At 70.2% G+C, this 21341-nt stretch carries 16 protein-coding genes; 7 read left to right on the plus strand and 9 right to left on the minus strand.

All coding sequences use genetic code 11. The annotated features are described in order from the left end of the window. The first annotated feature begins 361 nt into the window (after nt 1-361). Nucleotides 362-1531 carry an MFS transporter gene (locus ACFV6H_RS31935; RefSeq protein ID WP_385549295.1) on the plus strand — a complete coding sequence of 390 codons (1170 nt, stop codon included), beginning with the start codon at nt 362-364 and terminating at the stop codon, nt 1529-1531. Nucleotides 1532-1566: 35 nt separating this feature from the next. On the opposite strand, the gene ACFV6H_RS31940 is transcribed toward ACFV6H_RS31935, so the two are convergent. After that, nucleotides 1567-2136: a YrhB domain-containing protein gene (locus ACFV6H_RS31940; protein ID WP_385549298.1), complete on the minus strand. Its 570-nt coding sequence runs from the start codon at nt 2134-2136 to the stop codon at nt 1567-1569. A gap of 32 nt (nt 2137-2168) precedes the next feature. Beyond that, nucleotides 2169-3314, minus strand: a complete 1146-nt coding sequence (locus tag ACFV6H_RS31945) for a PP2C family protein-serine/threonine phosphatase (RefSeq protein WP_384986345.1) — start codon at nt 3312-3314, stop codon at nt 2169-2171. A 104-nt stretch (nt 3315-3418) separates the two neighbouring features. Between ACFV6H_RS31945 and ACFV6H_RS31950 the strand changes: the two genes are divergently transcribed. Further along, complete coding sequence (locus ACFV6H_RS31950; protein ID WP_385549301.1) at nt 3419-4699, plus strand: GNAT family N-acetyltransferase; 1281 nt, start codon at nt 3419-3421, stop codon at nt 4697-4699. 28 nt (nt 4700-4727) lie between these two features. Here ACFV6H_RS31950 and ACFV6H_RS31955 read toward each other — a convergent pair whose 3' ends face one another. The 3 genes from ACFV6H_RS31955 to ACFV6H_RS31965 all read right to left on the minus strand — a co-directional run bounded on the left by ACFV6H_RS31955 (nt 4728) and on the right by ACFV6H_RS31965 (nt 6985). Further along, the gene (locus ACFV6H_RS31955) at nt 4728-5543 is read right to left on the minus strand and encodes an Fpg/Nei family DNA glycosylase (RefSeq protein ID WP_385549304.1); all 816 of its coding nucleotides are present in this window, start codon (nt 5541-5543) and stop codon (nt 4728-4730) included. Between the two features lie 237 nt (nt 5544-5780). After that, on the minus strand, nt 5781-6269 hold the full coding sequence (locus ACFV6H_RS31960) for a ribose-5-phosphate isomerase (RefSeq protein ID WP_093604567.1): 489 nt from the start codon (nt 6267-6269) through the stop codon (nt 5781-5783). Between the two features lie 131 nt (nt 6270-6400). Continuing rightward, nucleotides 6401-6985 (minus strand): biotin transporter BioY, encoded by a 585-nt coding sequence (locus ACFV6H_RS31965; RefSeq protein WP_384986291.1) that lies wholly within the window; start codon nt 6983-6985, stop codon nt 6401-6403. A 288-nt stretch (nt 6986-7273) separates the two neighbouring features. Here ACFV6H_RS31965 and ACFV6H_RS31970 point away from each other — a divergent pair, with 288 nt between their 5' ends. Next, the gene (locus ACFV6H_RS31970) at nt 7274-7915 is read left to right on the plus strand and encodes a superoxide dismutase (RefSeq protein ID WP_385549308.1); all 642 of its coding nucleotides are present in this window, start codon (nt 7274-7276) and stop codon (nt 7913-7915) included. A gap of 182 nt (nt 7916-8097) precedes the next feature. On the opposite strand, the gene ACFV6H_RS31975 is transcribed toward ACFV6H_RS31970, so the two are convergent. Continuing rightward, nucleotides 8098-8721 carry a DsbA family protein gene (locus ACFV6H_RS31975; RefSeq protein WP_384986292.1) on the minus strand — a complete coding sequence of 208 codons (624 nt, stop codon included), beginning with the start codon at nt 8719-8721 and terminating at the stop codon, nt 8098-8100. 177 nt (nt 8722-8898) lie between these two features. Here ACFV6H_RS31975 and pepN point away from each other — a divergent pair, with 177 nt between their 5' ends. Then, nucleotides 8899-11652 (plus strand): aminopeptidase N, encoded by a 2754-nt coding sequence (pepN, locus tag ACFV6H_RS31980; RefSeq protein WP_385549313.1) that lies wholly within the window; start codon nt 8899-8901, stop codon nt 11650-11652. 204 nt (nt 11653-11856) lie between these two features. Continuing rightward, nucleotides 11857-12945 carry a hypothetical protein gene (locus tag ACFV6H_RS31985; RefSeq protein WP_385549316.1) on the plus strand — a complete coding sequence of 363 codons (1089 nt, stop codon included), beginning with the start codon at nt 11857-11859 and terminating at the stop codon, nt 12943-12945. Between the two features lie 599 nt (nt 12946-13544). Here the strand turns inward: ACFV6H_RS31985 and ACFV6H_RS31990 are convergent. After that, nucleotides 13545-14708, minus strand: coding sequence for a serine hydrolase domain-containing protein (locus ACFV6H_RS31990; RefSeq protein ID WP_385549319.1), 1164 nt, complete (start codon nt 14706-14708; stop codon nt 13545-13547). An 89-nt stretch (nt 14709-14797) separates the two neighbouring features. Continuing rightward, nucleotides 14798-15253, minus strand: coding sequence for an NUDIX hydrolase (locus tag ACFV6H_RS31995; RefSeq protein ID WP_385549322.1), 456 nt, complete (start codon nt 15251-15253; stop codon nt 14798-14800). Between the two features lie 207 nt (nt 15254-15460). Here ACFV6H_RS31995 and ACFV6H_RS32000 point away from each other — a divergent pair, with 207 nt between their 5' ends. Further along, the gene (locus ACFV6H_RS32000) at nt 15461-18772 is read left to right on the plus strand and encodes a S8 family serine peptidase (protein ID WP_385549325.1); all 3312 of its coding nucleotides are present in this window, start codon (nt 15461-15463) and stop codon (nt 18770-18772) included. A 178-nt stretch (nt 18773-18950) separates the two neighbouring features. Continuing rightward, nucleotides 18951-19994, plus strand: a complete 1044-nt coding sequence (locus ACFV6H_RS32005; protein ID WP_385549328.1) for an aspartate-semialdehyde dehydrogenase — start codon at nt 18951-18953, stop codon at nt 19992-19994. Here ACFV6H_RS32005 and ACFV6H_RS32010 read toward each other — a convergent pair. Continuing rightward, a complete protein-coding gene (locus tag ACFV6H_RS32010; RefSeq protein WP_385549331.1) occupies nt 19975-21210 on the minus strand; it encodes an MFS transporter in 1236 nt (411 codons plus the stop codon). The genes ACFV6H_RS32005 and ACFV6H_RS32010 overlap by 20 nt on opposite strands. Between the last annotated feature and the right edge of the window lie 131 nt (nt 21211-21341).

Here is a 21341-nt window from a genome sequence, read left to right on the forward strand (position 1 = left end):
GCGCAGCGCAATCGGCGCAGCCGACGCGACGAAGGAGCGCCCTTGACGCCCGGCACGACCCCGCCACAATCAAAAACAGAGGGGCGGCCCCCACGTCACACCAAACCAACCGGCCCACCCCGACTACCTCTCGGTCGTGACCCGCACGAACGGCGGAAGGACGCACAACTCCATGAGGAACAAGCCGGATGCGGCAGACGCGGCGGACGACCGGACCTCGGGCTTATCGGGCCCACAGACGGCACGATCCGGTACACAGACAGCCCCACCCGGAACGTCAGCCAAGCAGTCCAGCCCTCCTTCCTCCGGCCCCTCCGTCCCTTCCCCCTCCCCCACGCCCGCCCGCCTTCGTTCCACGCGCGTGGCCGTCTCCGCCGTGTTCTTCATCACCGGCGCGGCCTTCGCCGCCTGGGCCTCGCGGGTTCCCGCGATCCAGGAGCAGCTCGGGCTGTCCGAAGGACAGCTCGCCGTGGCGTTGGTGGGTCTGAGCGGCGGCGCGTTCCTCGGCCTTCCCCTTGTGGGCGGTCTGGTGGCCAGGTACGGCAGCCGACCGGTGCTGTTCACCGGTATGGCCGTCTACCTGGCCGGCCTGACCGGCCTGGCGTTCGCGCCCAGCCTTCCGGTGCTGACCGTAACCCTGGCCCTGTTCGCCTGCGGGAACACCGCCGTCGATGTCGCCATGAACACCCAGGGCGTGCTGGTCGAACGCGCCTATGGGCGCAACATACTGGGCGGAATCCACGCCATGTTCAGCCTCGGCGGGATCGCGGGCGCCGTGGCCGGCAGCCTCGCGGCCTCCGCCGGCGTGGGCACCGGCCCGCACTTCACAATCACCGCGCTGGTCCTGTGCGCTGCGGCAGCCGTCGCGGCGACCGCCCTGATCCCCGACCCACAGGACCGGGCCGAAAACACCGGCCACCACCCCCAAAACCCCACCCCCCTCTTCGCCCTCCCCACCACCGGACTCTGGATCCCCGGGCTCGTCGCCTTCTGCGCTCTCATGGGAGAAGGCGTCATGAACGACTGGGGCGCCGTCTATCTCCACGATGTGACCGGCGCCTCGCCCGGCGCGGCGGGCGCCGGGTTCGCTCTCTTCTCGGCCGGGATGGTCGCCGGGCGGCTCTCCGCCGACCGGATACGGGCCCGTACCGGCACCGTACGCTTCACGCTCGGCTGTGCCCTCGTCGCCGCTGTCGGCGCGGTGGTCGCGATCTCCGTTCCCACCACCGGCGCCGGGTTCGCCGGCTACGCGCTTCTCGGGCTGGGCATGGCGGCCGTCATTCCCGTGATCTTCAGCCACGCCGCGCAGCTCCGGCCGGAGCGTCCCGGTCCGGCGATCGCCGCGGTCTCGGCGGTCGGGTACGTCGGGTTCCTGGCCGGGCCTCCCGTCATCGGCGGCATCGCCGAGGCCGTGGATCTGCGGGCCGCCATGTTCGTTCTGCCGGCGCTGATGGGCGCGATGGCACTGCTCTCCCTCAAACTGCGCCGCCGCGACCGTACGACCGAGCCCAAGCGACCCAAGCAGCCTTAAACAGCCTTAAGCGGCCCACGAAACCCACAACCAACCTAGGGTGGGCACGCATCACCCTGCCGCAAATCCGGGCCGGAGATCCTCCAGAACGCCGGAAAAGGAACGGTATCGGGCGGGCCAGCCGCGAGGGCGGCCAGTTCTGCCGGTGGCGCTTCTCCCCGGCCGAGGGCCGTCACATACTCCTTGGCCTGACTCAACGTCAGGAGCCCTGCCCCTGCCATAGAGCGGAGTTGGCTCATCGCCGCCACTCGGCCGCTCGTCCTCAGGACACGGGAGATCTCGGCCGCGAGCGGATCAGGTCGCGGTAGTCCTCTGACCTGGTGGCGGTATTCGGCCTCCCACTCGTCTCCCCGGGCGGCCACGACATGGATCATGTGGACGCTGCCGTCCTCGCCGTCCACGAGGTAGGGCCCGGCGCCGATGTACAGATCCCGGTGGTCCCGGGTGTCGATCCACTTCCGGGACTGGCACCTCACAAGCCAGCCGAGCGCGTGCGCCTCAACACGCCATATGCCCTCGGACGGTTCGAGCACCCGCTCGACAAGCTCGCCGGCGCGTTCCCTGGCAACCGCAACCGCGACCGCGACAGTAACCGTGCCCCCCACCCCCTTCCGGCCCCTACCCCTCCCGCCTGCCCCTACCCCTCCCGGCAGATCAGCAGCAGCGCCCTGTCGTCGTTCACGTCCTTCGCCACCGCCTCGATCAGATGCCACGCCGCGCCCTGGAAGCCCGGCGCCACATAGCGGTCCGCCTCGCCCGTCAGCCGGTCGATGCCCTCGCCGAGATCGCGGCCCGAGGCCTCCACCAGACCGTCCGTGAAGAGCATCAGCACATCGCCGGGCCGCAGCGAGCCCTTGGCCGAATCGAACTGCGCTCCGTCGTAGACGCCGAGCAGCGGGCCCTCGCCCGACTTCTCCTCCCACCGTCCGCTACCCGCGTGGAGTTGGAGGGCAGGGAGATGGCCCGCGGAGAGGAGCTCGTAGTCGCCCGAGTCCAGGTCGAGGACGAGATGGATGGAGGTGGCGAAGCCCTCGTCCCAGTCCTGGCGCAGCAGATAGCCGTTGGCGGCCGGGAGAAAGCCGTGCGGCGGGAGCGAGCCGAGCAGTCCGCCGAAGGCGCCGGAGAGCAGCAGGGCGCGTGAGCCCGCGTCCATGCCCTTGCCGGAGACATCGGTGAGGACGACTTCGAGCGTGCGCCCGCCGTTCGTACGGGCCGCCACGACGAAATCGCCGGAGAAGGACTGGCCGCCCGCCGGGCGCAGCGCCATCTCGCGGTGCCAGCCGCTGGGCAGGCGCGGCAGGGCGCTCTGCACCCGGATGCGTTCACGCAGGTCGAAGAGCATCGTTCCGCCGCGCCGCCAGGGCACACCGACACGCGCCCGGAACTGGGCGATCAGCAGTCCGAAGAGACCGCAGGCGGCCACCACCAGGACCGTGCCGGGAGTGACGCGTGCCGGGCCGTCCGGATACGGGCCGAGGACCATCGACTCGACGATCAGCGCCGCTGCCGCCGCGGCGTACAGGCTGAGCAGGCTGGACGGCCGCAGGAGCAGCCCGCCCGCCACGATCGGCAGGACGAGCGCGGAGGGCGCGCACCAGACCGGCACGGCGATCGTGGTGAGCGCGATGGCCGGAATCATGAGCAGCAGACCGGCGAGGGCGATCCAGTCGGAGCCGTCCCCGCGGAAGTAGTCGACGCCGGATTTGCGCACGCCGTTGCGGACCCGGTGCAGCTTCCTGCGCAACCGGGCCGAATACGACTCCGCTCGCGCGACTCCGGCCATCGTGTGGACCCTACCGATCCGGTCGGCGACCGTGCAGAGGGACCCCGTGACATTGCGTTCGAAATCGGGTCGCTTCGTCGACATCGCCCTGATACTCATGGCATATGGCAACTGATCTCCGGGTGCTGAACCCGGCCGAGTGGGACAGCTGGTACCGGACACTGGAGGTTGCCTTCGGAGGTGTTCTGGAGACGCCGGAGAGACGCGCACTGACGGAGGTACTGACCGAGCACGAGCGGTCGATCGGCGTCTGGGACAGCGGCCAATGCGTAGGCACGGCAGGCGCGTTCAGCTTCCGGCTGGCGGTGCCCGGCGGTGCGCTGGTGCCCGCGGCGGGAGTCACGATGGTGAGCGTCGCGGCGACCCACCGCAGACGCGGAACGCTCACGTCGATGATGCGGCGCCAGCTCGACGATGTACGGACGTGGGGAGAATCACTCGCCGTGTTGACGGCGTCCGAGCCGCCGATCTACGGACGGTACGGATACGGCGCCGCGACGCAGGATCTGCGGGCGGAGATCGACACATCGCGCGTGCGGATCTCGGTACCCGAGGAGCCCGGGAACGCCGGGAACGCCGGGGACGCCGGAGACGCCGGAGACGCGGCGGAGATACGGCTGCGCCAAGCGGAACCGCAGGATCCGGCCGTACGGGACGCCTGCGAGGCCATCTACGCGGCGGAGGTCGCCACGCGCCCTGGCATGCTCGCCCGCCGGCCCGGCTGGGAGCTGCTGCCGGTGATCGACGTCGAGAAGGAGCTGGACGGCGCGTCGCCGCTCCAGTGCGTCCTCGCGGAACGGGACGGCGAAGTGGTGGGATTCACACACTTCCGGAACCGTCCCGAATGGGACAACTCTGTACCTATGGGGACGATCGAACTCCAGGACCTGTACGCGCTGGACCCGGTGGCGTACGCCTCGCTCTGGCGCTTCCTCGCCGAGATCGATCTGACGTCGACGCTCCGCGTCCGCAGCCGCCCGGTGGACGATCCGTTCCAGCATCTCGTGTCCGACGTACGCCGCTGCAAGCTCATGGTGCGCGACGCGCTGTACGTACGGCTGGTGGACGTGGGCGCGGCGCTGGAGGCCCGTACGTACCGGACGCCCGTCGATGTGGTGCTGGAGGTCGAGGACGCCTTCTGCCCTTGGAACGAGGGCCGTTGGCGGCTGACGGGCGACGCCAAGGGCGCATCCTGCAAACGCACCTCCGACGAACCCGATCTGCTCCTGACGGCCACCGAACTGGGCTCTGCCTATCTGGGCGGAATCTCCCTGACGTCCCTGTCCCGCGCGGGCCGAGTCCATGAAGCCCGCCCGGGCGCCCTCGCGGAAGCCTCCACAGCCTTCGGCTCGGACCTGGCGCCCTGGCTCCCTCACGGCTTCTGAAACGTGCCGGCGGGCGGTCAGGGCTCGCTCAGGCGCCCGGCTGGCAGGTGGGACACCAGAAGAGATTCCGGGCGGCGAGAAGCGCCGTGCGGATCTCGGTGGCACAGAGGTGGCAGGGAAGTTGAGCGCGGCGGTAGACGTAGACCTCGCCGCCGTGGTCGTCCACGCGCGGCGGACGGTTCATCGCCTCCGGTGTGTGTTCCGGACGGACGGTGTCGATGCGGTTGTTGCGTACGCCCTCGCGCATCAGGGCCACCAGATCCGCCCAGATCGCGTCCCATTCGCGGCGGGTGAGGTCCTTGCCCGCGCGGTACGGATCGATGCCGTGCCGGAAGAGGACCTCCGCGCGGTAGACGTTGCCGACGCCCGCGATCACCTTCTGGTCCATGAGCAGGGCGGCGACCGTCGTACGGGAGCGGGAGATGCGCGCCCAGGCCTTCTCGCCGTCGTCGGCGGGACGCAGCGGATCCGGGCCCAGCCGGTCGTGTATCGCCCGCTTCTCGGGCTCGGTGATCAGGGCGCAGGTGGTGGGACCACGCAGATCCATGTACGCCGTGCCGGAGGCGATACGGAGCCGGACGGTGTCCGTGGGCGGCGGCGCGGGCGCACCGCCGAAGCCGACCTTGCCGAAGAGCCCGAGATGGATATGGATCCAGCCGGTGTCCTCGCCGAAGCCGAGGAAGAGATGTTTGCCGTGGGCGTCCACGCTCTCGAAGATCCGGCCGTCGAGCAGGGCCGCGCTGTCGGAGAACTTGCCCTGCGGGCTGGTGACCCGTACCGCCCTGCCTCCGAAGCGGTCGAGATGGTCCTCGGCGAGGCGGTGGATCGTATGCCCTTCGGGCACGGTTTCTCCTGATCGGTACTCGGTACGGGGCCTGGTGGACATGACGGCCGGCCCGCTCTGTACGGGACTGCTCCGCACGGGCCCGCTCTGTACGGGACTGATCCGCACGGGCCCGCTCTGTACGGGACTGATCCGCACGGGGCCGGTCCGTACGGGACTGCTCTGCGCGGCGCCCGGTCCGTACAGACCCGCGGCATGGCTGTGCCGCCGGAATCCGCCCGGCGGCACGCGGTTCGGTCAGTCCTGCTTCGGGTGGTGGGCCGGGATCGGCGGCAGCTCGTGCGTCGCCTCGTACTCCGTGAGCATCCCGATCCGGCGCGAGTGCCGCTCCGCGCCCGAGTACGGCGTCTTGAGGAACACCTCGATGAACGAGACCGCCTCGTCGCGGCTGTGCATACGGCCGCCGACGGAGATCACATTCGCGTTGTTGTGCTCGCGGCCGAGCGCCGCCGTCTGCTCGCTCCAGGCGAGTACGGCCCGTACTCCCCTGACCTTGTTCGCGGCGATCTGCTCGCCGTTGCCCGAACCGCCGATGACGACGCCGAGGCTGTCCGGGTCCGCGGCCGTGCGCTCCGCGGCGCGCAGACAGAACGGCGGATAGTCGTCCTCGGCGTCATAGATGTGCGGTCCGCAGTCGACGGGCTCGTAGCCGTGTGCGGTGAGCCACTCGACGAGGTGGTTCTTGAGTTCGAAGCCGGCATGGTCGGAACCGAGATACACGCGCATGGTCCGAGTGTGGCATGCGTAACGCCGAGTAGCGGTCAGCGGGGTCGTGGCCCGGCGCCGGTGCCGCGCACCTGGACGAAACGCGCCTGGGCGAAACGCACCCGGACGAAAGGCGCCTGAACGAGACGACGTCAGTCCCGGCGGCCGATGAGCTTCCAGGCCGCCGGCAGCGCGCCCATCGCCAGCGCCGCCTTGAGCGCGTCACCGAGCAGGAAGGGCACCAGGCCCGCCGAGATCGCGGCACCGGGTGACATACCGGCATAGACGGCCAGGTAGGGCACGCCGACCGCGTAGATGATCACGGAGCCCGCCACCATCGTCCCGGCCGTACGGAGTACGGAACGGTCGCCGCCGCGGCGGGCCAGCGCGCCCACCACCGTGGCGGCGAGCAGCATGCCCAGGACATAGCCGAAGGAGGCACCGCCGGGACCGGAGGAACCCGCCGAGAACCACGGCATCCCGGCCGAACCGACCAGCGCGTAGACGGCGAGGGAGAGGAAACCGCGCCGGGCGCCGAGGGAGGTGCCCACGAGCAGCGCGGCGAAGGTCTGACCGGTGACGGGAACCGGCGAGCCCGGGACCGGTACGGAGAGCTGCGCCGCGAGGCCGGTGAGCACGGCACCGCCGAGGACCAGGGCGATGTCCCGGGCGCGGGTGGCGGGAAGCAGATCGGCGAGGACCGCTCCGGTACGAGGGGCTGCGGCGGCAGTGGTCATGAGGACTCCGCGGTCGAGGAGGCGCAGGTACGGAAGCGCGGGAACGTGGGACAGAAACCTAGGACAGGAACCTAGGAAGCGCAGGGACAGCCCGACGGTAACCCAGCAGTTCCTGCCGTTTCACCGTCGGCCGTCCACAAAGCGAAGGCCAGAGGCTTGTCGGGGATGGCACATCGTGCCACCTCGCACACCGCGCACACGGCGCCGGACAGAACGACGACAACGCCGTATTGCTGCTAGCGTGCACTTGCACATGACTTGCAATAAGAAGTCGGAGGGCTCGCACACATGGCCACGTACACGCTTCCTGAACTCCCGTACGACTACGCGGCGCTCGAACCGGTCATCAGTCCGCAGATCATCGAGCTACACCACGACAAGCACCACGCGGCCTACGTCAAGGGCGCCAACGACACCCTGGAGCAGCTCGCGGAGGCGCGCGACAAGGAGTCCTGGAGTGCGATCAACGGACTGGAGAAGAGCCTCGCGTTCCATCTATCCGGCCATATCCTGCACTCGATCTACTGGCACAACATGACCGGCGACGGCGGCGGCGAGCCGCTCGCCGAGGACGGGACCGGCGAGCTGGCGGACGCGCTGGCCGAGTCCTTCGGCTCGTTCGCCGGCTTCAGGTCCCAGCTCACCAAGGCCGCGGCGACGACTCAGGGCTCCGGCTGGGGCGTGCTCGCGTACGAGCCGGTCAGCGGGCGGCTGATCGTGGAGCAGATCTACGACCACCAGGGCAACGTCGGCCAGGGCTCGGTGCCGATCCTGGTCTTCGACGCCTGGGAGCACGCCTTCTACCTCCAGTACAAGAACCAGAAGGTGGACTTCATCGAGGCGATGTGGCGTCTCGTCAACTGGCAGGACGTGGCGAAGCGCTACGCCGCGGCCAAGGAGCGCGCGAACAACCTGCTGCTGGCGCCCTGACACCTAGGGCCTCTCGTTTGGAGTCCCGTCCCGGCCGGGGCCGTGCGCGTCCTGCCCGTGATCGTCTTCTCAGCTTTCACGTGCGGGCGGTAAGAGGAAGGGCCCCTGCGAGGACGTGACTCGCGGGGGCCCTTCTGCCTTGAGCAGGGCCGATGCCCCGCGTCCGCGGGGATCTAGGGGATCTACTCGAAGCTGGGTCCTGCGGTCCTCGTGCGCTTGATCTCGTAGAACCCCGGGATCGACGCCACCATCAGCGTGCCGTCCCACAGCTTCACGGCATCCTCGCCCTTCGGGGCCGGCGTGACGACCGGGCCGAAGAAGGCGATCTGCTCGCCGTTCGAGCCGGGGACGGCGATGACGGGAGTGCCGACCTCCTGGCCGACCTTGTCGATGCCCTCCTTGTGGGAGGCGCGCAGCTCCGCGTCATAGGTGTCGGTATCAGCGTAATCAAGCAGATCCGCGGGCAGTCCGACCTCGTCCAGCGCACCGGCGATCGCCTCGCGGGTGGCGCCCTCGCCTCGGTTGTGGAAACGGGTGCCGAGCGCGGTGTAGAGCTCGCCGACGACCTCGTCGCCGTGCTTCTGCTGGGCGGCGGTCACCACACGGACCGGGGCCCAGGCCTTGGCCAGGCCCTCGCGGTACTCCTCGGGCACATCCTTGTCCTCGTTGAGGACGGCCAGGCTCATCACATGCCAGCGCACCTCGATGTCGCGGACCTTCTGCACTTCGAGGACCCAGCGCGAGGTCATCCAGGCCCAGGGGCACAGCGGGTCGAACCAGAAATCGACAGGCGTCTTGTCGGACATGACTCTCCTCGTAAAGGCGGTGAACACACCTCGGATACACCTCCTGGGAGCAACGTTCCGGACGGCCGGGAGCATTCCCCGGGCCGCCCGCCAGGCGCACATGGGAGGATCGCCGGGATCCGAGAGAAGCACCGCCAAGCACCGCCAAACCATGCGGCGAGCCACGAAGGAGTGACCGTGCCCGGTGAGAACCTGTCCCGCGACGAGGCCCGTGAGCGGGCCGGCCTGCTGTCCGTAGACAGGTACGAGGTCCGCCTCGACCTGCGCTCGGCGGTGGACGGGACGCCGGACGCGGACGCGGCCACGACCGCGGCAGCGGACGCGCCCACCGCCGCGCACGAGCCCGCCAAGCCCGCCACGCCCGAGCCCGCCGCGCCTCGGACCTTCCGCTCGGTCACCACCATCCGGTTCCGCTGCTCGCAGCCCGGCGCCTCGTCCTTCGCCGACCTGATCGCGCCGAGCGTCACCTCCGTAACCCTCAACGGCACGGAGCTCGACCCGGCCGCCGTCTTCGACGGCTCGCGGATCGCCCTGGACGGCCTCCGGGACGAGAACGTACTGACCGTGGACGCGCAGTGCGCGTACAGCCGCACCGGCGAGGGCATGCACCGCTTCGTCGATCCGGAGGACGGCGAGGTCTATCTCTACACGCAGTACGAGCCGGCCGACGCCCGCCGCGTCTTCGCCAACTTCGAGCAGCCTGATCTCAAGGCGCCGTACCGCTTCGAGGTGGCCGCGCCCGAGGGCTGGACGGTCCGGAGCAACGGCGAGGGCACGCTGAAGGATGAAGGGCGCGAAGCGCTTCCGCAGAAGGGTGGTGGCGGGCGACGGGCGGGCGTGTGGCACTTCGCGGAGACGAAGCCGATCTCGACGTACATCACGGCCGTCCTGGCCGGTCCGTACCACTGTGTGACCGACTCCTACCGCCGTACGTTCGAGGACGGCACGGTACTGGAGATCCCGCTCGGCGCGATGTGCCGCAAGGGCCTCGCCCGCCACTTCGACGCGGACGACATCTTCCTGGTCACCAAGCAGGGCCTGGACTTCTTCCACGACCACTTCGACTACCCGTATCCGTTCGGGAAGTACGACCAGGCGTTCGTGCCCGAGTACAACCTCGGCGCGATGGAGAATCCGGGCCTGGTGACCTTCCGCGAGGAGTACATCTTCCGCGGCTATGTGACACGGGCGTCGTACGAGCGCAGGGCGACGACCATCCTGCACGAGATGGCGCACATGTGGTTCGGCGATCTGGTGACCATGCGGTGGTGGGACGACCTCTGGCTGAAGGAGTCGTTCGCCGACTTCATGGGCTCGCTCTCGCTGGTCGGAGCGACCCGTTTCACCAACGGCTGGATCACCTTCGCCAACAACCGCAAGGCGTGGGCGTACCGCGCCGACCAGCTGCCCTCCACCCATCCGGTCACGGCCGACATCCGGGACCTGGAGGACGCCAAGCTGAACTTCGACGGCATCACGTACGCCAAGGGCGCGTCGGTGCTCAAGCAGCTGGTGGCGTACGTCGGCCAGGACGCGTTCCTGGAGGGCGCCCGGCGCTACTTCAAGCGGAACGCGTACGGGAACACGGAGCTGGGCGATCTGCTCTCCGCGCTGGAGGAGACGTCCGGGCGCGACATGGCGGGCTGGGCCCGCTCCTGGCTCCAGACGGCCGGCGTCAACTCCCTTACTCCGCAGGCCACTTATCTCAGCGACGGGCGGATCGTGGAGCTGGCCGTGGTGCAGGACGCGCCGGAGTCGCATCCGGAGCTGCGTCCGCACCGGGTGGCCGTCGGGCTGTACCGGCGTACGCCGGAGGGCGAGCTCGTACGGTACGCGCGCGCCGAGACGGATGTCGCCGGGCCGCGTACGGTCGTGACCGAGCTGGCCGGAGCCGAGCATCCCGATCTGATCCTCGTCAATGACGACGATCTGACGTACTGCAAGATCCGCTTCGACGCCGCGTCGCTGGACACTCTGCGGGCCCATCTGAGCGATCTCACCGATCCGCTCGCCCGCGCCCTGTGCTGGTCCGCGGCCTGGAACCTCACCCGGGACGGGCTGATGCCGGCGCGGGACTTCGTCGTACTGGTGCTCACCCACGCGGGCCGTGAGACGGACATCGGTGTGCTCCAGATGGTGCACGCCTGGGCGCGGTCCGCGCTGCACCACTACGCGGCGCCGGAGTGGCGCGAGCATGGCCGGTGGCTGCTGGCCGGGAACGCGCTGCGGGAGCTGCGCGCGGCCGAGCCGGGCAGTGAGCACCAGCTCACCTGGGCGCGGTTCTTCGCCTCGGTCGCGGCGGCGGACGAGGATCTCCAGCTGCTGCGCGGGCTGCTGGACGGTACGGCGAAGATCGACGGCCTCCAGGTCGACCAGGAGCTGCGCTGGGCGTTCCTGGAGCCGCTGGCCGCGCACGGAGCGGCGGACGAGTCGGTCGTCGACGCGGAACTGGCCCTGGACGACACGGCGTCGGGCAAGCGCCACCAGGTGCGGTGTCTGGCGGCGCGGCCGTCGGCGGCGGTCAAGGCGCAGGCCTGGGCGCAGGTCGTGGAGTCGGACGCGCTGTCGAACGCGCTGGTCGAGGCGGTGATCGGCGGTTTCGCGCAGCCGGGGCAGCGGGAGCTGACCGCTCCTTACGCGGCGAGGTATTTCGAGGTCATCGAGCGGGTGTGGGCGGAGCGGTCGATCCAGATCGCCATGCATGTGGTGCGCGGGCTGTACCCGGGACTCCAGGGCGACCGTACGACTCTGGACGCCACGAATGCCTGGCTCGACGCACACCGCGACGCGGCGCCGGCGCTGCGCAGGCTGGTGCTGGAGGCCGGGGACGATCTGGCGCGGGCGCTGCGCGGACAGGAGTGCGACGAGGCGGCGGGACGCGGCGGATGGGCGGGCCCGGACTCGATGCCGGCGTGGCCGGGCCGGGGCTGAGGGCTTCCGGGGCGGGCCTGGTCCTCCGTGGCGGGCCCGGCCCGATCGTACGAAGAGCCTCACGGCTTTGCCTGTGTGATTCGTACGAAGAGTCTCGCGTGATCGGCGGTCGAACGCCCGTACTTTAGGCCGAGCTTGTCCAATTTTGTCGACGAACTCGTAACAGGGGTTAGAGGACTGGCGGACCGAGGGGAGGACCGGGACATGAACAACAACACCACCCCCCTCTCCCCCTGCCTCCTCAGTGACCTCGCCGGCTCCGGTGATGTGCGGCGCCGTGTGCTCTCGCTCGCGCAGTTGCGCGAGCACGGAGTGGCGGCGGGCCGGGCCGCGGCGCAGTGCCGGCCCGGTGGCCCTTGGCAGCAACTGCTGCCCGGGATCTATCTGCTGCACGCGGGGACGCCGACGAGCGAGGAGCGGCTGCACGCGGTGCTGCTGTACGCGGGCCGGCCGAGCGCGAAGGCGGTACCGGTGCAGCCGGGCCCGTCGTCGGCGTCCGCCACGCTGCCGTCGCCCCCGCCGCCGTACGACTCCGTGATGATCACAGGACTCGCGGCGCTGGCGCTGTACGGCTTCACCTCCACTCCGGGACTGCTCTCGCTGGAGCGGATCGACGTCCTGGTCCCGCGTACCCGGCGGCTGCGGTCGACGGGCGGCGCCCGGCTGATCCGTACCCACTCCCTGCCTCCGCCCGAGCAGATCACCGGGCTCCCGGTGGCGCCCGTGGCCCGCGCGGTGGCCGACGCGATCGCCGAACTGACCGACGCGCGCACGGTGGTCGACCTGCTGACCGAGGCGGTACGCGGCGACCGCTGCGAACCGGCCGCGGTGGTCCAGGAGTTGAACCTCTCCGGCCTGCTGGCCCGGCCCTATGTGGTGGAGGCGGTGGATTCACTGCTCACGGAAGGGCGGGCGCTGGCGGAGAGGCGGCTGTACGAGATGGTGCGCACCTACGAACTCTCCGAGCCGGTCTGGAACGTCGACCTACGCCTTCCCGGCGGCCCGGGCCTGGGCAGCGTGGACGCGTACTGGCCGGAGTTCGCGGTCGCGGTGGAGCTGGACACCAGGGCCCCGCACCGCGAGGGCGCGGCCGACGGCCCGGACGAAGAGGCGGAGTGGTCGGCGACCGTCCGCAAGCGCGAACACCTGGAGCGGCTGGGCATCACCGTCGTCCACCTGACGCCGAGAAAACTCCGGGAGTCGCTGGAACAACAGGCGACGGTGGTCCGCACGGCGCTCATGACCGCAGATGCGCGGGATCCGGCGGCGCGGGTGGTAGTGCTCCCGAGATAACGCGCCCGGTTGTCCTCAATCGCCGGCCGGGCTGGTTTTTCCGGCCTGCGGCCGAGGCGCGACGGGGCAGGCCCCTACCGACCACGAACCCGGCACCGGGTCACCGGTTCCGTCCTCAAACGCCGGACGGGCTGGATTTGCCCCACAGTCTGGGCACCCGGCACCGGGGTTGGCCGTTCCGTCCTCAAACGCCGGACGGGCTGGATAGGCGGCCCGGACCGGGCGGAAAGCCGGGGTCCGGGCGGGAGGGGAGCGGGGTCGTAGGAGGTGCGTGTCCGGACACTAAAGCGTGATTTGTGCCGCACACAAAACCCGCACCCAACAACCCACCCGCACGCGGCGTACGGGGGTCCGGGGGTGTCCCCCGGGAAAACACAGCATGCCGTCCGGACATGTACCTCCGGAGGCCCCGACACCCGCACCCACCACGCACGCGGCCCCGCGCCGTCAGGCGCGCACCGCCCCGCCGCAGGCGGCCCCCGCCGGGAGGCGCACCGCACCGCACGGAAGCGACCGACAACCCGCACCCGAAAACCGGCCCGCGCCGAAACGCACCCCAGAACCACGGCCCCCCGCCGGGAGGCGCACCGCCGGGAGGCCTACGCACAGAACTCGGCCTCGATCACCGCCCCCGCGTCCCCCGTCCAGTCCGCGTTGAAGTTCAGCGACAGCGAATGCCTGCCGTCCGCCGTCGTCACCGCGCCCGACGAGGAGCCGTGGATCCCGCCCCCGTGGCCCCATACCGTTTCGCCGCAGGAGAGTTCCTGGACCTGGAGGCCGAGCCCGTAGCGGTAGGTCGGCGGGGCCTCGTCGCCCATCGAGACCGTCGTCTTCATCTCCTTGAGCTGCTGCTTCGGCAGCAGCTTGCCCTTCAGCAGCGCGCTGTAGAAGCGGTTCAGGTCCGCCGGGTTGGAGATCATCCCGCCCGCCGCCCCCGCCACCGACGGGTTGAGTTCGGTGACGTCGTGGATCGGCGCGGCCGGGTCCGGGATGAGGATCGAGTATGCGCGGCCCGACGGCTGGGGCATACGGGCGTCGGTGGACGGGACGGTGGTGGCGCGCAGGGCCAGGGGCCGCAGGATCCGGCGTTCGATCTCGGTGGCGTACGGACGGCCCGTCAGCTTCTCGACGGCCATCCCGGCGAGGATGAAGTTCGTGTTGGAGTAGCTCCAGCTCGTGCCGGGCGCGAAATTCGGCTGGTGGGCCAGGGCGATGCCGACCAGCTCGCGGGGCTTCCAGGTGTCGTAGCGGTGCTCGAAGAAGCCGTCCCCGAAGATCTTCTGCTGGAGCTCCTCGTCCTCGGTGTAGTTGAAGACGCCGCTGGTGTGGTTGAGGAGCTGGCGCAGGGTGATCCGGCGCCCGTCGTGGCCGTTGCCGCGCACCACGCCGGGCAGCACGCTGTCGACGGTGTCGTCCAGATCGACCTTGCCCTCCGCCTCCAACTGGAGCAGCACCGTGGCGACGAAGGTCTTGGTGATGGAGCCGACACGGAAACGGTCCTGCGGAAGGCGCGGCCGGCCGGTGGCACGGTCCGCGACGCCCGCGGCGCCGTTCCATGTGCCCGCGCGGTCGTCGGCGCGGGCCAGCGCTCCCGGTACGCCCTCCTCGACGGCGGCGTCGAGGGCCTCCTGGGTGGCACGGTGGGCGGCGGCGGTTCTGTCCGGGGCCGTGCTCGCCACGGAGGGCGCGACAAGGGCGGTGCTCGTGAGGGCCACCGCCGCAAGTGTGCCGGTGAGCGCGATCCGGACCGTACGTACTGCCATGCGAACTCCCCTGTTGTACCGATGCGATCGGCAGGCAGGACGCCCGAAGCGGCGAAAGGGTTTTCCGCTCCGGACGGGTTGACCCACTTTCAGCCGTTCACCGGGAAGCGGCCGAGCGCCGGCCGCTCGCGCCACAGTCCCAGGCCGGTGTCCACGAGTTCGACGCGGTCCAGGTCCCGGACCTCGTCGAGTGGGTACCAGGCGGCCAGATCGGTGGAGCCGTCGGTCTCCGGGCGCAGTGAACCGCCGGTGATCCGGGCCTCGTAGATGATCCGCAGGCCCTGGAAGTCCGCGAAGCTGCCCAGTTTGCGCGGATAGCGGCGGCGGATCGAGTCCACACCGAGCAGCGCCGTCATCTCGGCCGCGTAGCCGGTCTCCTCCTCGACCTCGCGGACCGCCGTGTCGATGGGATCCTCGCCGTGGTCCATGCCGCCGCCGGGGAGCGTCCAGCGTTTGGTGCCGTCACGGGCCACCCACCGTGCGAGAAGGATCTGTTCACTCTGAACGCACACGGCGTAGGCGGCAACTCGTAGCTCCTGGTTCATCCCGCGAGGGTAGAACCATGACGGCGACGAGATCCGGGGCTCCGGTGGATCTGTCCGATTGATCCTTCATGGCGCAACCATCGCACTGGCGGATGTGCGCCATGACCGAAACGCATCCCTGACAGCTCTCCACAAACCCCTGTCACTTAGGAAAAGCTGAGCGGTCATCCGGTACCGAAATCCGGACTGTCTCTTTCACAAGCAGGGATGCTGATGACCTCCGAATCCGAGCGCTCCATATCCGGACCGAGACGCGTGGCCAGGGTCGCGGCGGCGGCCGGCCTGGTGGCCGCGCTGATCGCCTCCGGTGCGGTGCCCGCGTTCTCCGCCACAGGCGCCGACGACCCGGCCGCCCCCGCTCCCGTCAAGTCGTCCTCAGACAAACTGGGGTCGGCCGACGCGGATCTGCTCGCCAAGGCCGAGGCCGCGGGCGAGAAGAACATATCCCTGATGGTCGCCACCGCTCCCGGGGCGACCGAGCAGGTCGCCGACCAGCTCGACGCCGTTCCCGGCGCCGTGGTCGGCAAGACGTACGACAAACTCGGCTACGTACGGGCGACGCTCCCCACCGCCAAGGCGGACGCGGCGATCAGGGCGGCCCAGAAGCTCTCCTCCGTCCACGGCATCGATCTCAACCAGGAGATCAAGCTTGACGACCCGAGGCCCGCGGCGGACGCGGACCAGGGTTCGAAGGGCTCCGCCAAGGCTTCGGGCGACGTCGAGAAGTACCCGGCGCCGAGCAGCAAGACCGCCGCGGAGAACCCGTACAACCCGTCCTTCGAGACCGGTGCGGTCGACTTCGTCAGGAAGAACCCGACGGCCGACGGCCGCGGAGTCACCATCGGCATCCTGGACTCGGGCGTCGACCTCGGCCATCCCGCGCTCCAGAAGACCACCACCGGCGAGCGCAAGATCGTCGACTGGGTGACGGCCACGGACCCGGTCTCCGACGGTGACGCCACCTGGCGCATCATGAACACCGCGGTGTCGGGCCCGTCGTTCACGGCGGGCGGACGTACGTGGACGGCTCCGGCCGGCTCGTACAAGTTCAACCTGTTCCGCGAGAACGCCACGCTCGGCGGCGAGATGGCGGGCGACCTCAACCGCGACGGTGACACCACCGACGTCTGGGGCGTGCTCTACGACCAGGCCGCCGGAACCGTCCGCGTCGATCTGAACAACGACGGCGACTTCACCAACGACGTGGCGATGAAGCCGTACAAGGACGGCTTCCAGATCGGCTACTTCGGTACGGACAACCCGGCCACGCCGGTGGTCGAGCGCATCCCGTTCGTGGTCGAGATCCGCAAGGACGTCGTCTACAACGCGGCCGGCGCGACCTCCGACTTCGTCAGCATCGGTGTCATCGAGGGCGCGCACGGTTCGCACGTCGCCGGTATCACCGCCGCCAACGGGCTCTTCGGCGGCAAGATGAGCGGCGCCGCTCCCGGCGCCAAGCTGGTCTCCTCGCGCGCCTGCTCCTGGAGCGGCGGCTGCACCAGCATCGCGCTGACCGAGGGCATGATCGACCTCGTCGTCAACCGCGGTGTCGACATCGTCAACATGTCGATCGGCGGTCTGCCTCCGCTGAACGACGGCAACAACGCCCGTGCCGAGCTGTACACGCGGCTCATCGACACCTACGGCGTGCAGTTGGTGATCTCGGCCGGCAACGACGGTCCCGGTACGAACACCATCAGCGACCCGGCCCTGGCCGACAAGGTCATCTCCGTCGCCGCGTCGATCTCCAAGGAGACCTGGGCCGCCAACTACGGCTCCGGTGTGACGAAGAAGTACGCGCTGCTTCCGTTCTCCTCCCGAGGCCCGCGCGAGGACGGCGGCTTCACGCCGACCATCACCGCTCCGGGCGCGGCCATCAACAGCACCCAGACCTGGCTGCCCGGCAGCCCGGTCGCCGAGGCGGGCTACACGCTGCCGCCCGGCTACTCGATGCTCCAGGGCACCTCGATGGCCTCGCCGCAGGCGGCGGGCGCGAGCGCGCTGCTGATCTCGGCCGCCAAGCAGAAGCACATCGACCTCACTCCGGCCAAGCTGCGGACGGCGCTCACCAGCACCGCCGAGGAGATCGACGGTCTCCAGGCGCATGAGCAGGGCGCGGGTCTGATCGATGTCGTGGCGGCGTGGAAGGCCATCCAGCGCGACACCAGTTCGTACGAGTACGCGGTGAAGGCGCCGGTCGACACCGCGATCGACGAGTTCCTGAAGACGCCCGGCTTCGGCACGGGTCTGTACGACCGCGAGGGCGGCCTCCAGGCCGGCCAAAGCAGGAAGTACGACATCACCATCACCCGGACCACCGGCCCGACGGGCCCGGTGAAGCACCGGCTGAAGTGGAAGTACAACGATGACGACACCTTCCGGCTGGTCGGCAGCCACAACGTCGAGCTGCCGCTGAACAAGCCGGTCACGGTCGCCGTCGAGGCGAAGCCCGGTTCCGCCGGTGTGCACAGCGCCATCCTGGAGCTGGACGACCGTGACTCGGAGGGCGTGGACAAGCAGATCCTCGCCACCGTGGTCGTCTCGAAGCCGGTGGACAAGCCCTCGTACGCCTTCTCGGCGTCCGACACGGTCCAGCGCAACAGCTCGAAGTCGTACTTCCTGACGGTGCCCGCGGGCGCCAAGACGCTGGAGGTGGCGCTGGGCGGGCTGGCCACGGGCAGCCAGACCCGGTTCATCTCCATCCACCCGTACGGCGTGGCGCTGGAGGACAGCTCCACGATCTACTGCTACCCGAACTACAACAACCCGAGCAACACCTGCCGCCCGGATCTGCGGTCGTACCAGAACCCGCAGCCCGGCGTCTGGGAGATCGAGGTCGAGTCGCGCCGTACGTCGCCGCTGCTCGACAACCCGTACAAGCTGGACGTGTCGATCCTCGGCGCCGTCTTCGACCCGGCGGTCACCACGATCCCGTCGGCCACGATCGGTACGCCCGCTCCGGTCGAGTGGAAGGTCACCAACAGCGCCGCCGCCATCGACGGCAAGCTCGGCGGCGGTTCGCTGGGCTCGGCGAAGGTCACGCGCCCGACGATCGCGGACGGCGACCAGATCGAGTCCACGGTCACCATCGGTGCGGGAGTCGAGAAGCTCGACTTCACCATCGGCGGTGCCTCGGACAACGGCGCCGACCTGGACCTCCTGGTCTACCGGAACGGTGTGCTGATCGGCTCCTCCACGAGCGCCAGCGCGGACGAGACGGTCAGCCTGACCAACCCGGCCGCCGGTACGTACACCGCCGTCGTGGACGCCTACTCGGTCCCGGCCGGGACCACGGCGTACGACTACCGCGATGTGTACTACTCGGGCTCGCTCGGCACGATCAGCGCGAGCGGCGCGGTCAAGCTCGACAGCGGTGCGTCGGCGCAGGCCGCGGCCGAGGTGCTGGTGAAGAGCGCGGCTCCCGAGGGCCGGCAGTTCTTCGGTGAGGTGCAGCTGCTGAACGCGCGCGGTACGGCCGCGGGCACCGGCAGTGTGATCATCGAGAGCGTCACTCCGTAACTCGTGCGGTAATGGAGGGGCGGGTGTCCACACGGACGCCCGCCCCTTCGGCGTTCCGTCCTTCGGACAGTTCCGTTGGACAGTTCCGTCCTTTGGACAATGGATTGGACAACCCGGCCCGGTACCGACGCATGATGTGGGAACGCGTTCCCGGGACAGTCGCGAGTGAGGAGCCCCAGTGAAGGTCGGAATCGTCGGAGCCACCGGTCAGGTCGGCACGGTCATGCGCAGCATCCTGGCCGAGCGGGACTTTCCCGTCGCCGAACTGCGGCTCTTCGCCTCCGCCCGGTCCGCGGGCTCCGTCATCGAGTGGCAGGGCCGGGCGATCACGGTCGAGGACGCCTCCACGGCCGACTACTCCGGGCTCGACATCGTGCTCTTCTCGGCCGGTGGCGCCACCTCGAAGGCGCTCGCCGAGAAGGTCGCCGCCCAGGGCGCCGTCGTGATCGACAACTCCTCCGCCTGGCGCCGTGACCCCGAGGTCCCGCTGGTCGTCTCCGAGGTCAACGCGCACGCGATCAGGAACCGTCCCAAGGGCATCATCGCCAACCCGAACTGCACCACGATGGCCGCCATGCCCGTGCTGCGCCCGCTGCACGCGGAGGCCGGGCTGACCGCGCTGGTCGTCGCCACCTACCAGGCCGTCTCCGGCTCCGGTCTCGCCGGTGTCGCCGAGCTGCACGGCCAGGCGCGGAAGGTCGTCGACGAGGCGGACCGGCTCACCCATGACGGCGAGGCCGTCGACTTCCCGGAGCCTGTCGTCTACCGGCGGCCGATCGCCTTCAATGTGGTGCCGCTCGCCGGCAATCTGGTGGACGACGGCTCCTTCGAGACCGACGAGGAGCAGAAGCTCCGCAACGAGTCGCGCAAGATCCTGGAGATCCCGGAGCTGAAGGTGTCCGGGACCTGTGTCCGGGTGCCGGTCTTCACGGGCCACTCGCTCCAGATCAACGCCCGCTTCGCGCGTCCGCTCGGTGTGGAGCGCGCGTACGAGCTGCTCAAGGACGCGCCGGGCGTGGAGCTGTCCGAGATTCCCACGCCGCTCCAGGCGGCCGGCCGGGACGCCTCGTACGTCGGCCGGATCCGTAACGACGAGACCGTGGAGAACGGTCTGTCGCTCTTCGTCTCCAACGACAACCTCCGCAAGGGCGCGGCGCTCAACGCCGTCCAGATCGCGGAGCTGGTGGCGGCCGAGCTGAATCTCAGCCCGTCCGGCGTTTGAGGACACAGCACAGCCAGCCCGTCCGGCGTTTGAGGACACGGCGCGGTCGTAGACCGCGCAACCTCAGCGCCACCGCCGCGGCCGCCAAGGCAAGCGCGCCGCCCAGCCAGAGCGCGCCCTCGACCTGGAAGCGGTCCGCCGCCCGGCCGCCGAGCAGCGCGCCCAGCGCGATCGCCGCGTTGAACAGCCCGGCGAAGAGCGCCGAGCCCGCCTCCCGCCGGCCAGGCGCGGCGGCCATCAGCCAGTTCTGCGCGCTGACCGAGACTCCGCCGTACGCCAGTCCCCAGACGACGAGCAGCGCCGCCGCGGCCGGCAGCGAACCGCCCGCCGGCACGCTCAGCAGCACCGATCCCGCCAGCACCGCCGAGATGACCAGCAGCGCCCGGCGCGGATCGCGGGCGGCTGCGGCACCGCCCAGGAAATTGCCCGCGATGCCCGCGACGCCGTACACCAGCAGGAGCGCACCGACCGCGCCCGCGCCGAGCCCGGGCACCCGCTCCAGGGCCGGGCGTATGTAGGTGTACGCGGCGAAGTGGCCGGTGATCAGAAAGGCCACCACGAGCAGCACGGCCCGTACCGCCGGGATACGGACCACTCCCGCGACCTCGCCCAGACGTACGGCTCCTTCGGCGGGCAGCGGCGGCAGCAGGGCGGCGAGCAGCGCCGCGACCGCCAGCGCGAGCAGCGCCATCACGGCGAACGCCCAGCGCCAGCCGGCGAGACCGCCCATCAGCGTCCCGGCCGGCACACCGAGCACGGACGCCACCGCTATCCCGCTGAAGATCACGGCGGTGGCGCGGCCCTCGGACTCCTCCGGCACCAGCCGTACGGCCAGTCCCGCCGCGACCGCCCACACTCCGCCGATACAGACGCCGACCAGGGCCCGGCCCAGGAGGAGCACACCGAAGGCGGGCGCGAGCGCGGAGAGGGCGTTCGCGGCGGCCAGGACGGCCAGCAGCACGCACAGGACCGTACGCCGGTCCGCGCGGCGCACGGCGACGGGCAGCAGAGGCGCGGCGAGCGCCGCGACCAGGCCCGGGAGCGTGACGGTGAGGCCTGTCGTACCGGCGGAGGTGTGCAGACCGTGGCCGAGGGAGGTGAGCAGTCCCACCGGCAGCATCTCCGTCGTGACGACACAGAAGGTGGCGGTCGCGAGGGCGAGGACGGACGGCGGTAACGCGCGCCGGCCGCCGGACCGCCGGATGGTCTCTTCCATGAGGACCAGACTTCGCCGCGCGCCGGAGCGGAACAACGCCGCAGAGCGCGCCTTGTCCGAGAAGGCGCCCGCGCGCCGAGGAGGCTCACGGCTCGCGCGCCCGCGCGTCCGAGCCTTCGATACGGCGCCGA

Origin of the sequence: Streptomyces sp. NPDC059743, from assembly GCF_042732975.1 — a bacterium.
Lineage (GTDB): Bacteria > Actinomycetota > Actinomycetes > Streptomycetales > Streptomycetaceae > Streptomyces.